Annotated in this window: 8 protein-coding genes; 2 read left to right on the top strand and 6 right to left on the bottom strand. The window is 66.0% G+C overall.

Translation table 11 applies throughout. The features are described from left to right. Positions 1-284 precede the first annotated feature (284 nt). Complete coding sequence (gene speB / locus ACZ48C_RS18540; RefSeq protein WP_464783591.1) at positions 285-1259, top strand: agmatinase; 975 nt, start codon at positions 285-287, stop codon at positions 1257-1259. Positions 1260-1296: 37 nt separating this feature from the next. Here speB and ACZ48C_RS18535 read toward each other — a convergent pair whose 3' ends face one another. From ACZ48C_RS18535 to ACZ48C_RS18525, 3 genes are read right to left on the bottom strand one after another with little or no spacing between them, the layout of a single operon-like run. After that, positions 1297-2376: a DUF2218 domain-containing protein gene (locus ACZ48C_RS18535; protein ID WP_464783590.1), complete on the bottom strand. Its 1080-nt coding sequence runs from the start codon at positions 2374-2376 to the stop codon at positions 1297-1299. 10 nt (positions 2377-2386) lie between these two features. Continuing rightward, a complete protein-coding gene (locus ACZ48C_RS18530) occupies positions 2387-3547 on the bottom strand; it encodes an ABC transporter substrate-binding protein (protein ID WP_464783589.1) in 1161 nt (386 codons plus the stop codon). A 5-nt stretch (positions 3548-3552) separates the two neighbouring features. Next, positions 3553-5760 (bottom strand): TonB-dependent siderophore receptor, encoded by a 2208-nt coding sequence (locus tag ACZ48C_RS18525; RefSeq protein WP_464783588.1) that lies wholly within the window; start codon positions 5758-5760, stop codon positions 3553-3555. A gap of 258 nt (positions 5761-6018) precedes the next feature. Between ACZ48C_RS18525 and ACZ48C_RS18520 the strand changes: the two genes are divergently transcribed. Continuing rightward, complete coding sequence (locus tag ACZ48C_RS18520) at positions 6019-7023, top strand: helix-turn-helix transcriptional regulator (protein WP_464783587.1); 1005 nt, start codon at positions 6019-6021, stop codon at positions 7021-7023. Between the two features lie 5 nt (positions 7024-7028). Here ACZ48C_RS18520 and ctaD read toward each other — a convergent pair whose 3' ends face one another. From ctaD to ACZ48C_RS18505, 3 genes are all read right to left on the bottom strand, one after another. Next, a complete protein-coding gene (gene ctaD, locus ACZ48C_RS18515) occupies positions 7029-8624 on the bottom strand; it encodes a cytochrome c oxidase subunit I (RefSeq protein WP_464783586.1) in 1596 nt (531 codons plus the stop codon). A gap of 311 nt (positions 8625-8935) precedes the next feature. Continuing rightward, the gene (locus tag ACZ48C_RS18510; RefSeq protein WP_464783954.1) at positions 8936-12022 is read right to left on the bottom strand and encodes an efflux RND transporter permease subunit; all 3087 of its coding nucleotides are present in this window, start codon (positions 12020-12022) and stop codon (positions 8936-8938) included. Positions 12023-12045: 23 nt separating this feature from the next. After that, positions 12046-13269 (bottom strand): efflux RND transporter periplasmic adaptor subunit, encoded by a 1224-nt coding sequence (locus tag ACZ48C_RS18505; RefSeq protein WP_464783585.1) that lies wholly within the window; start codon positions 13267-13269, stop codon positions 12046-12048. Positions 13270-13363 lie beyond the last annotated feature (94 nt).

The following is a 13363-nucleotide window of genomic DNA, read 5'->3' as shown; positions in this document are numbered from 1 at the left end:
GCGCCTGCAACTCCGGACACCGGCGCCATATGAGTTCATCTGCAAGCAAGAGGCATTGCAGCCGCATCTTCCTGCAGCCGCGCGAGGAAATCGCGCGCAAATACGGTTTCGTCTACGACCATCACGGGCTGACACCGAGCGGCTCAGACGGCCACCGTTACGGAATCAGGCGGGCCTATTTCGGTGATTGACTGGTACGGTCTCAAAGGTAGCCTGATATCGATTCCCCATGACGGGCAGGTCCCGTCGTGCGGGTTTTTCTTGATCTCGGGGAGGAAGCCTGAATGAGCGAGACGTTCCATCAACCAGTAGATGCCGCAAAGGTACCCCGGTTTGCCGGTCACGCGACATTCATGCGGCTGCCTGCAGTTCCCTCTGCGAAGGGCCTCGACATTGCTCTGGCCGGCATTCCCTGGGATGGTGGAACGACCAACCGGGCCGGCGCGCGCCATGGCCCTCGGGAGGTCCGCAACCAATCCAGCCTGATGCGCAGCACCCACCACGTCTTCAAGACGGAACCATTTCGCGTCGCCAACATCGCCGATATCGGTGACCTTGCGGTCAACCCGATCGATCTGCTGGACGCCCTCCGGCTGATCGAGGAAGGCGTTGCCGAAATCGTCGGCGCCGGGGCGCTTCCCCTGTGCGTCGGCGGCGATCATTTGACCACCCTGCCCATCCTGCGCGCAGTCGCAAGGCAGAAGCAGGTCGGGCTGATCCAGTTCGACGCTCATTCCGATACGAACGACACCTATTTCGGAAACAATCCCTACACGCATGGCACCCCTTTCCGACGTGCGATCGAGGAGGGACTTCTCGATCCGCGCCGCATCGTCCAGATCGGAATTCGCGGATCGGTTTATGCCCCGGACGAGCATGACTGGGCCATCGCCCAGGGAATTCGCATTATCTATATGGAAGAATTCGTCGGCCGCGGGGTCGAGGACGTCATGGCCGAAGCGCGCGAGATAGTCGGCCAGAACCCGACCTATGTGACATTCGACATCGACGCGATCGATCCGTCGATGGCTCCCGGGACCGGCACACCGGAAATCGGTGGCTTCACGACGCGGGAAGCGCAGCAGATGGTCCGGCGGCTCGATGGCCTCAACCTCGTCGGCGCCGATGTCGTGGAGGTTTCACCGCCGTTCGACCTTGCCGGCATGACCTCCATCGCCGGCGCGACCATCATGTTCGAATTGATGTGTATTCTGGCAAGGCAGATTGAAAAGGCACGGAAAGCAACTTCCGAGCCTTGATCGACCGGCATCCTTGCAGCAGCGAGCGGCGCACAGCCTAGGCGCCCTCGACCGTTCCGCGGCGCCAGTAGGAGACGACGAGGTGCTCGTCACCGGTGAGCGTCTTTTCCTGGCGGGCGAAGGCGCGGATCGCGCGGAAAGCCTCGAATTCGCAGCCGGCCCAGAGATAGACCCTTTCGCCTTCGGCCGGAAAGGCAGTGGCTCGGACCGCGTCGATGAGCAGGGTCGTGGTGCCGGCTGCCTTGCCATCGCGCATCAGCCACGTGACCGCGATGCCGGACGGGGCGGCAAGCGGCTGGACCTCGGCCGCGTCGGCGACCTCCAGGAATGCATGGCCGCGTGCTTCCGCCGGCAGGGCTTCCAGCATGCGGGCGATGGCCGGCAGGGCCGTCTCGTCCCCGGCGAAGAGATACCAGTCCGCCGCAGCGAGGCCGCCGCCGCCGGGGCCGACCACGCCGACCCGGTCGCCGACCGCCGCCCGCGCGGCGAAATCCGAGCCCGGCCCGGCATCCTCGTGCAGCACGAAATCGATATCGAGCGTGCCGGCGGCAAGGTCGAGCGAGCGGACCGTGTATTTGCGCATCAGCGGGCGCAGGTCCGGCTCCTCCCATTCGATCATCCCGTTGGCGCCGACCTGCGGCCATTGCGGCCTTGCCGCCTCCAGGCGCTGGATCATGAGGTTGAGATGCAGCGCGTCGAGGCCGGCGAAACGCGCGACGTTCTCGCCGGCCAGCGTCAGCCGGCGCATATGCGGGGTGAGCGTGCGACAGCCTGTGACCTTAAGGATCTGGAAGTTCGGCGGGCGAGCGATCTCGCCGCCGTCGCCCGTCCAGGCGATGACCGGCGGATCGTCGCCGGCAAATTCCAGGATATGCGAGGCGACGGACATGCGCGCGAGATAGAGCCCTTCGAGATCGGGCGCGGCGACATCGACCAGCGTTGCATCGCCGTCGCGCGAGAAGCGGGCGCGAATGGCGCCGAGCCTCAGTTCCGGGCCCTCCGGGCCCTCGCTCACCACCGCATTGTGCTCGACCATGTGCTCGCAGAAGTCCGCGATGACGGGGCCGGGATTGCTGAGCGCGATCCGGGCCTGTGCGGTATATTGCCTGGCTTGCATGTTCTCGTCCTTACTGCGGCTTGTGGTCGATCCAGAACGTGCCTTCGAGCGGCACCGCCAGGAAACGGGCATTGATCTCGGCGAGCGTCCCGGCGGGATCGACATCCGCGAAGCGGTCGGGATGCATCCATTTGGCGAAGCACTCGAAGATGAGGATGTTGAGCACCGAGATGGAAAGCTGGTGCGAGACGGCATGGGCCCTGCCCTCATGCACGGCCGTCAGCGCCTCGCGCATGCCCTTGCCGAGGATATCGGCGAAGGACGCCTGTGCGGCCGCCTCGGAAATACCGCCGCCGAGGACGAGACCGCCTTGGGCGGCAAGATGCGGGCCGCCGGTCGCGATATAGACCGTCGGGTCCGTGCCGATGACATATTCGGGGCTGAGCTGCCCGTCATAGCCCGGCACGTCGGCGCCGATGCTCCTTCCGCCGGCGAGCCGCAGATATTCCGTCATGCGGTTACCCTTGCCCGGCGTCGAGCAGCAGGTCGCGCCGGCATGGGCGTCGACGAGCACCGAGACCGGCTCCAGCGCCGCCGTGCGATCCGTGATGCGCTTGTAGCGGGCGCGCAGGAAATCGCCGAAGGCCTCGCCCTTCGCCTCCTGCCCCACGGCCTTCGCCAGCAGCGCGACGGAAAAGGCCGTCGTTTCCGCCGGGCCCTTGCCGTCGTTCACCGGCCCGTCGAGGAAGATGACGGGTACGCCCGCCGCCTCCAGCGTGGCCACGATCTCCGTCCAGCCGGTTTCCCAGATCGAGACGACGAAGAGGTCCGGCTTGACGGAGAGGATCGCCTCCGTCGAGGTCTTGCCCGGCAGCACGCTTCCGACCGCCGGAATGGCGTCGATGGCCGGGAAGCGGCGGCGATAGGCGTCGTACATGCCGCGGTCGATGCGCTGGGGTGCCGCCCAGCCGGCAAGGCGCGATACGGGATCGGCATCGACGAGGGCGAGCGAGATGAGGATGAGGCTTTCGTTCGTGACGATGCGGCGCGCGGGCGCGGCAAGGCGCACCTCACGGCCGGCAGCATCCGACAGCACGATTTCCGCACGCCCCTCGGCCGGAAACGCGAGGGCCATGAGGACGGCCGCCGCCGCCAGCATCCAGTACAGGAGACGGAAGGCCGGCGGCGTGCCGCCAGCCTTTCCCGCCGCGTTCGGTCGCGCTGTCGCCAATCGCGTCACCATTCGAATTTCAGGCTCGCCGTGATGGTCCGGCCCGGCCCGTAGTTGCAGCTTCCGCCCGTGGCATTGGTGCACTGGACGATATGGGTTCTGTTGAACAGGTTGGAGACGTTGACGCGGAAGGTCGTTCCGGCAAAATCCTTGTTCAGGGCGCCGAGATCGTATTGTGCGCCGATATCCACCAGCGCAAGGCCGGGGATTTCGAGCGAGTCGAGATAGGTCGTGTCGGTATGGTAGGACGACATGGCGCGCACGCCCGCATTCAGCGCAAGGCCCTCGGCCCATTCCGGCCGGTACTGCACCCAGAGAGCGCCCTGATGCGTCGGCACGCGGAGCATGTCCTTGCCCACCTGAGTCGCGATATTCGTCGCGAGCACCCTGGAGTCGGAATAGGCGTAGGAGGCGATCAGGTCCAGTTCCGGCGTCAGCTCGTACTTGCCTTCGATCTCGACGCCGCGGATGCGCTGCTCGCCGGTCTGGATATTGCCGAGCGTCGCGCCCGTGCCGCTGTAGACGGGCGTCAGCGCATTGTCGAGCTTCAGGTCGTAGAGCGAGACGCCGATCATGCCCCGCCCGCCTTCCGGCTCGTACTTGACGCCCACCTCGAACTGCCGCGACTGCTGCGCCTCGTAGGGATCGCCGTTCACGTCCGCGCCGATGGTCGGCAGGAACGCCGTGGAGAAGCTCGCATAGGGCGTCAGGCCGTTGTCGAAGAGATAGGCAAGGCCCGCGCGGCCCGAAAGCGCGCCGTCCTTGTTCTCGTAGGTCACGTTCTTCAGGCGGTCGGTCGTCGTGATTTCCGAGTGGTCGTAGCGAAGGCCGAGCGTCGCCAGCCAGTTGTCGTAGCGGATCTGGTCCTGGGCATAGACACCGACCTGGTTCTGCGTTGAGAGCCTGGAGGTCGTCCATGCCGGGTAGGGATAGGTGCCGCCATAGACCGGATGGAGGTAATCCTGCCCGGCGATGGCCGCCGAGCCGAAATGCCGGTCGGACCGGATGTGGAAATATTCGAGGCCGAACAGCATCGTATGGTCGAGCGCGCCGGTCTCGAAGCGCGCCTCGAGCTTGTTGTCGATGTCGATGGACGACAGCGTGTCGTCGGATGCCGAGACGACACGTCCGAGCGTGGTGCCCGAGGGCGGGTTCGACGGCCATGTGAAGGCCGGGTTGACGACCGCAAGGAACATGTTCTGATCGGCATAGCTGTATCTCAGGTTCTGCCGGAACGTCAGGCTCTCGTTGAAATTATGCGAGAATTCGTAGCCGGCCGTATAGAGATTAGCGTCGAACTCGTTCGCATTGGAGAGATAGTCGCCCATATGGGTGTCGGTCGGTATCTGCCCGGCGGGATTGGGGATCAGCGTGCCGAATGCCGGATAGAAGCGCCCGCTGAAATTCTTCGGGTTCACCTTCTGGTAGAGGCCGTAGAGGGTGAGCGAGGTATCCTCGTCGGGCGACCAGGTGAGGCTCGGCGACAGCATGAGCTGCCGGTTGCGCTCCTTGTCGATCTGGCTGCCGAGATCCCGCCCCTGCCCGACGAGACGGTACGACCAGTCGCCGTCGCTGCCGAGCGGTCCCGTGAAATCGGCCGAGGTCTGGATGCCGCCGAGCGAGGATGTCGTCACCTCGACCTCGTTATGGGCGGTGGTCTGCGGCCGCTTGCTGACCTGGTTGACCAGCCCGCCGGGCACGGTCTGCCCGTAGAGCACCGAGGCCGGCCCCTTGATCACCTCGACGCGCTCCAGCGCGTAGGAATTGATCGGCCAGGAGGCGTAGCCGTCGGGATCGCCCGCCTGGGCGAGGCCGTCGAGCCAGAGCCTGGAATAGGCGTTGTAGCCGCGGATCCACATCCAGCCGCCGCGAACGTCGTCGCCATTGGCCTCCGCGAGAACGCCCGGCGTGTAACGAAGCGCCTCGCGCACGGAATTGGCGCCGCGTGCGTCGATTTCATCGCGCGTCACCACGCTCACGGCCTGCGGCGTCTCGCGCAGCGAGGTCGTGGTCTTCGAGGCGCTGCGGCTGGTCTTGGCGACGATGCCCTTGTCCGGGCCGCGGCCGGTCTCCTTGCCGCCGTCGACGGTGACGGTCTCCAGCGTGGTCGCGCCGGCATCCTGCGCCAGCGCATGGCCGCCCGCCGCGGTCACGGCAAGCAGCACGGTCGAGGCGAGCCAGAAGCGCTTTCGCCCGGCCGCCCGCCATGCCATTCCCGCCGCATCCATTTCCGTTCCGTATGCCGAATTCATCATCGCCGCCCTGACAGCTATACCTTGCCTTAAACTTGACCACTTAAATCAAGTTAAGGTATTCCTTAGGGCAACAATCGCACGGCCGACAATGTCGGTTCCTTTGCGCGACACGCAAAAGCCTTTGCGCACCGGTAAATCGTCATGGGGCGTGACGGTTCGCTAAGGCCTGCGGGTCACTCTGCGAAGCGCGGGACGGCGGATATCGAAGGATCGGACATGGCAGCCGAAGGCGGAGCCGGACTGAAGACGAATGACGGACGCCTGCGCGTGCGCGATTTCATGCGCCATGCCGGCATCGCCTTCGACAGCCCGGACGACCGGCTGACGCCGGACGACACCTTGATGAAGGGTGCGTTCCTGCATCGCGAGCTGCGGCGGGGCCTCGTGCTGCATGCCAGCGACGCCATCGAGGAGCGGCCCTTCACGGCCACATCGCAGCTTCCCGAGGAGCTTTCCTGCATCTTCTTCCTCGAAGGCAGCGTCGATCTTTCCATCGGTGACCGCCATTTCGCCTTCCAGGCGAACCGGGGTGCGGCACGCGGGGTCGCGATCATGAATGCCTGCCCGGAGAGCTTCGCGCGCGCCTCGCGCGGACGCCAGCACCTGCGCCATCTCGTGGTGTCGGCCACCCCGGAATGGCTGCATCGCGACGTGCTCGAAGCCGTCGCCGATACCAAGGGCGGCACGCGGCTCTTGCGCGACCATCTTGCGGAATACCGCTGGACGCTGACGCCGCGCATGGTGGAGCTGGTGCGGCAGATCTTCAGCCCCTGCCCGCTCATTCCCGAGCTGCGCGACCTCTATCTCGAAGGCCGCGCCGTCGAGCTGGTGGCCGAGACCATGGCGGCGGCGCTGCGGGCGGACCGGCGCGAGGCGGGCGGCGGCCTGCTGACCCGGCACGACATGACCTGCCTCCAGCGCGCCAAGGATTTCATCGCCGCGCGCGCCGCCGAACCGCTCAGCGTGGAGACCATCGCGCGCGAGGCCGGCATCAGCGCCAGCGGCCTGCAGCGCCTGTTTCGCGCCGCCGAGGGCCGCAGCGTCTTCGACCATGTGCGCAACGTCCGGCTGGAGCGTGCCTATGCCGCGCTCGCCACCGGCGAGGCCAGCGTGCAGGAGGCGAGCGGCATCGCCGGCTATACCAGCGCCGCCAACTTCGCCACCGCCTTCCGCCGCCGCTTCGGCATCGTGCCGACGGCGGTGAAGCGTAGCCCCGCCTAGGCGCCCTATTCGATCAGCGGCAGCGCGGTAAACTGGTGGAAGGGCGGCGGCGAGGAGAGCGTCCATTCGAGCGTCGTCGCCCCTTCGCCCCAGGGATTGTCGCCGGCGACGCGCTTTCTCGCAAAGGCTTCCGCCACGGCGATGAAGAAGACGACAAGGCCGGCGGCGGAGATGTAGGAGCCGACCGAGGAGACGAAGTTCCAGCCGGCGAAGGCGTCGGGATAGTCGGCATAGCGGCGCGGCATGCCGGCAAGCCCGAGGAAATGCTGTGGGAAGAAGACGAGGTTGACGCCCACGAAGGTCAGCCAGAAATGCAGCCTTCCCAGCGTTTCGCTCATCCGGTAGCCGCTCATCTTCGGGAACCAGTAGTACCAGGCGGCGAAGATGGCGAAGGCCGCGCCGAGCGACAGCACGTAATGGAAATGCGCGATGACGTAATAGGTATCGTGCAAGGCCCGATCGACACCGGGATTGGCGAGCACCACGCCGGTGACGCCGCCGATGGTGAAGAGCAGGACGAAGCCCATGGCCCAGAGCATGGGCGTGGCGAAGCGGATCGACCCGCCCCACATGGTCGCCAGCCACGAGAAGACCTTGATACCCGTCGGCACGGCGATGACCATCGAGGCGAAGGCGAAGTAGCGCTGCGAAACCAGCGACAGCCCGACCGTGAACATGTGATGCGCCCAGACGACGAAGCCGATGGCGCTGATCGCCACCATGGCATAGGCCATGCCGAGATAACCGAAGATGGGCTTTCTGGAGAAGGTCGAGATCACATGGCTGACGATGCCGAAGGCCGGCAGGATCATGATGTAGACCTCGGGATGGCCGAAGAACCAGAACAGGTGCTGGTAGAGGATCGGATCGCCGCCGCTCGCCGGCTGGAAGAAGGTCGTGCCGAAATTGCGGTCGGTGAGCAGCATGGTGACGGCGCCGGCCAGCACCGGCAGCGAGAAGAGCAGCATGAAGGCGGTGACGAGCATCGCCCAGGCGAAGAGCGGCATCTTGTGCAAAGTCATGCCCGGCGCGCGCATGTTGAGGATCGTGGTGATGAAGTTGATCGCCCCGAGGATCGACGAGGCGCCGGACAGATGAATCGACAGGATGACGAAATCGACCGCCGGCCCCGGCTGGCCCTCGGTCGAATAGGGCGGATAGAGCGTCCAGCCGCCGCCATGGCCGTTCACCCCGGTCGCTCCCGGCACGAACAGCGACAGCACGAACAGGACGAGCGAGGCGACGAGCAGCCAGAGCGAGACGTTGTTCATGCGCGGAAAGGCCATGTCCGGCGCGCCGATCATGATCGGGATGAACCAGTTGCCGAAGCCGCCGATCAGCGCCGGCATGATGACGAAGAAGATCATCACCAGCCCGTGCGCGCTGACGACGACGTTGAAGACGCCGGGATCGGAGAAGAACTGCAGACCCGGCTCCTGCAACTCCATGCGCAGCGCCACGGAAAGGCCGGTGCCGAGAATGCCCGACAGCATGGAAAGGACGAGGTAGAGCGTGCCGATGTCCTTGTGATTGGTGGAGAACAGCCAGCGGGCCGCAAGGCCCGGCCGGTGCTCGACTTCGTTCGTGATCGTCTCGGACATCGCCTCCACCTTTCCTCCGGCGGATCGTCTCACCTCCGCCATGCGTTGCTTTCGGGGAGTCTGGACAGCGGGAAACAGGAAGGCAAACGGAATTAAATGCGCTATAAAGACAAAAAAAATGCACTGAACAGGCGATCGCCCGGCCGCGCACCTTTCCCGGCGTCGCCTTGCCGAATTCCCGAAGGGATGGCTACGACTGCTCGTGAACCGAATACGGCAAGGCTATCGCCGTTCCGGTGGTCAACCGGAACGGCACCGTCTGGTCCGAAAGGCAAGATTTTCTCTGCGGGTGGCGCCCTATGGCGCCACCGCTAGGCTTTTCGCCGGCCCGCGATGACCACGAAGAGCAGCGGCACGAAGAAGATGCCGAGCACGGTCGCGGCGATCATGCCGCCCATCACGCCGATGCCGATGGCGTTCTGCGCCGCCGAGCTTGCTCCCGTCGCGAAGGCGAGCGGCAGGACGCCGAGGATGAAGGCGAGCGACGTCATGACGATCGGCCGGAGGCGCATGCGCGCGGCCTCCAGCACGGCGTCGACGGCGCTTCGGCCCTCATCGCGCAGGTCCTTGGCGAATTCGACGATGAGGATGGCGTTCTTGGCCGTGAGGCCGATGGTCGTCAGCAGGCCCACCTTGAAATAGACGTCGTTCGACTGGCCGAAGGCCCAGGCCGCCACCAGCGCGCCGAGCACGCCGACCGGCACGGCGAGCAGGACGGAGAGCGGGATGGACCAGCTTTCGTAGAGCGCGGCGAGGCAGAGGAACACGACGAGCAGCGAGACGGCATAGAGCATCGCCTCCTGCGATCCGGCGAGCCGCTCCTGGTAGGAAAGGCCGGACCAGGCCGCGCTGTAGCCGCCGTCGAGGCCGGAGACGAGCGCCTCCATGCGGTCCATCGCATCGCCGGAGCTGGCGCCGGCCTGCGCCGCGCCGTTCATGGAAATGGCGGGCGTCCCGTTGAAGCGGGAGAGCGAGGGCGAACCCTGGATCCACTTGGTCGTGGCGAAGGCCGAGAACGGCACCATCTCGCCGTCGCCGTTGCGGGCATACCAGCGCTCGACATCCTCCGGCTGCATGCGGAAAGGCGCGTCGGCCTGCACATAGACCGGCTTGATCTCGCCGTTATAGACGAAGTCGTTGACATTGCTGCCGGCAAAGGCCGTGGAGATCAGCCCGTTGATGCCGCTGAGGTCGATGCCCAGCGCGCCGGCCTTCTCCTGGTCGACCTCGATCTTGAGCTGGCTTTCCAGCGTGCGGGTATTGCCGCGCACATTACCGACCGTGTCGTCCGCCTGCGCAAGGTCGGCAAGCCGGTTGCTGGCCGCCGTCAGCGCGTCGCGTCCCCGGTTGCCGGTATCCTCCAGATACATGGAGAAGCCGTTGCTCTGCCCCAGCCCCTGAATGGCCGGCGGGGCGAGCACGAAGACCTCCGCATCGCGGATCTTGCGGAAATGCGCCGAGGCGCGCTGCGATATGGCGGAGGCGGAGAGCGAGGCATCCTTGCGCGCATCGAAATCCTTGAGGCGCACGAAGGCCATCGCCGCGTTCTCGCCGCTGCCGCCGAAGCCGAAGCCGAGCGTCATGAAGACACTCTGCACCGCGTCCTTCTCGTCATTGAGGAAATAGTCCTCGACCATGTCGATGACGGCCTGCGTGCGGGCGGCATTGGCGCCGGCCGGCAGGGTGATCTGCGTCATCAGCACGCCCTGATCCTCCTCCGGCAGGAAGGAGGAGGGAAGCTGCGTATAGACCCAGCCGGCGCCGGCCAGCAGCGCGGCGAACACCACGAGCATGCGCAGCGGCCTTGCGACGATGCCGCCCACTGCCCGCACATAGCCGCGCGTCGTCTTTTCGACGCCCCGGTTGAAGCCGCCGAAGATGCGCGCCGCCAGGCCGCCATGGGTGGGTTTCAGCAGCATGGCGCAGAGCGCCGGCGTCAGGACGATCGCGACGAGGACGGAGAGCAGCATGGCGCTGGCGATGGTGATGGAGAACTGCCGGTAGATGACGCCGACCGAGCCCGAGAAGAAAGCCATGGGAATGAAGACGGCGGTGAGCACCAGCGCGACGCCGATCAGCGCGCCGGTGATCTCGCCCATCGACTTTTCCGTCGCCTCGCGGGCGGAAAGCCCCTCCTCCGACATGACGCGCTCGACATTCTCCACCACGACGATCGCATCGTCGACGAGAAGGCCGATGGCGAGCACCATGGCGAACATGGTCAGCATGTTGATGGAATAGCCGAAGGCCGCGAGCACCCCGAAGGTGCCGAGCAGCACGACGGGCACCGCGATCATCGGAATGAGCGTCGCGCGGAGGTTCTGAAGGAAGAGCAGAAGCACGAGGAAGACGAGCACGATGGCCTCGATCAGCGTCTCGACCACCTTCTCGATGGAGAGTTCCACGAAGGGCGTCGTCTCGTAGGAATAGGCGATCTCGACGCCCTCGGGCAGCGAGCCCGCGAGACCGTCGAGTTCCGTATGCACGGCCGCGGCCGTGGTGATGGCATTCGCGCCGCTGGCGAGCTGCACGCCGAAGCCGGCGGCCGGCATGCCGTTGAAGGTCGAGCTCTGGCCGTAGCTTTCCAGCCCGATCTCGACGCGCGCCACGTCGCCGAGGCGCACGACGGAGCCGTCCTTCGCCGTCTTGAGGATGATCTTGCGGAACTCCTCGGCGGAGGTCATCTGCGTCTGCGCGACGATGCTCGCCTTCAGCTGCTGGCCGCGCACCACGGGCGTCGCGCCGATGGAGCCGGCGGCAACCTGCGCGTTCTGCGCCTTGATGGCCGTGGTGACGTCCGAGGGGACGAGTTGGTATTTCTGCATCTGGTCCGGGTCGAGCCAGACGCGCATGGCATAGCCGCTGCCGAAGGACTGCACCGAGCCGACGCCGTCGAGCCGCTCGATGCGCTCCTCGATGCTGCTCGACATGATGTCGGAGAGCTCAGAGGAGGTGTAGCGGCCGTCCCGCGAGATGATGTTGCCGATCATCAGGATGCCGGAAGGCGAGCGGGACACGCTGACGCCGGCATCCTGCACGGCCTCGGGAAGCTGGGATTCGACGCGGGCCAGCTTGTTTTGCACCTCGACCTGCGCCAGCTCCGCATCCGTGCCGCTGGCGAAGGTGAGCGAAATGGAGGCCGAGCCGGTGTTCGAGGAGGATTCCATGTAGAGCAGGCCGTCGAGGCCGGTCATCGCGCTTTCGATCTTCGTGGTGACCGAGTTTTCCACCGCTTCAGCGGTGGCGCCGGAATAGGACGCGCCGATGCGCACGGTGACGGGCGCGACATCGGGATATTGCGAGATCGAGAGCGAATAGATGCCCATCACACCCGACAGAAGCGTGGCGATGGCGAGCACGATGGCGAAGACGGGGCGAGCGATGAAGAAGCTCGCCAGGGCATTGCGCCGCAGACCTTCCGTCATTTCGAAGCTCCCGACGCATCGCCCGTCGTGGCCGGGCCGGCGAGCGACTGCTTCACCACGCCGTCCTCGTCGATGACCGCCTCCACCGGCGTCACGGCAGCGCCCGCGGAGATCTTCTGGAAGCCGTCGACGATCAGCCGCTCGCCGTCCTTCAGCCCTTCCGTCACGATCCAGTCGTTGCCGGACGTGCCAAGGGTGGTCAGCGTGCGCTGCTCCGCCTTGCCGTCGGCGGAGACGACATAGGCGACGGGCTCGCCCGTACCGCTGCGCTGCACGGCGCGCTGGGGCACCAGGAAGGCGTTCGGCATGCTGCCGAGATCGACGGAGGCGCGCACGAACATGCCCGGCAGCAGCACGCGCCGGGGATTGGGGAAGCTGGCGCGCAGGGTGAAGGTGCCGGTGCTTTCGCTGACATTCACCGTCGCCAGCGAGATCGTGCCGGTCTCATCGTAGTCCGCGCCGTTCTCCAGCGTCAGCCGCACGCTCGGCGCGCCCTCGCCGTCGCGGCCGAGGCGTCCGGCCTCGACATCCTGGCGGATTTTCAGGAGATTGGCGCTGGTGTCGACGAGGTCGACATTGACGGGATCGATCTGGCGGATCGTCGCCAGCGCATCCGTCTGGTTCTGGGTGACGAGCGAGCCGACGCTGACGCCCGCCATGCCGATGATGCCGGCGATCGGCGCCTTGATCGTCGTGTTGTCGAGGTCGATGCGCGCGGTCTCCAGGCTGGCCTTCGCCGCCTCCACGTCGGCCTTCGCCTGAAGCAGCGCCGCGGTCGCCTCGTCGAGCGCCTGCTGGCTCACCGCGCTCTGCGACTGCAGCCGCGCATTCCGGTCGAAGGCGGCCTGCGCGGATTGCTGGCTCGCCTCGGCGCGCGACAGGGACGCGGCCGCCGCCGCATAGGCGGCGCTGAATTTCGCGTCGCGCACCTTGAAGAGCACGTCGCCGGCATCGACCTTGCGGCCCTCGCGGAAATCGATGCTCTGGATGATGCCGTCGATCTGCGGGCGGATTTCCGCCGTGGCATGCGCGACGACGCGGCCGGAGAGCTGGGCATGGCGCGGCACGGACTGCGCCTTCAGCACCACGAAGCCTACCTCCGCGGCGGGCACGGCGCCGCCGCCGGGCGGGGCGTTCCCGCTGCTCTGGTCCGAGCAGGCGGCCAGAAGGAGGAGGCCGGCGGCCACAAGGCCGATCCGCAGGATTCTCTCGCGCATCATGCACCCTTTTCCGGTAGCGGCAGATCATCCTGCCCGCTTGCCATATTTACAAAACTCATTGGTACCATTAATATCCCGATATCGACATTGTCAA

It is taken from the genome of Shinella sp. 1A1 (assembly GCF_055379515.1).
Note: the sequence above shows the minus strand (reverse complement) of the source record. Positions and strands in the feature narration are given on the sequence as shown.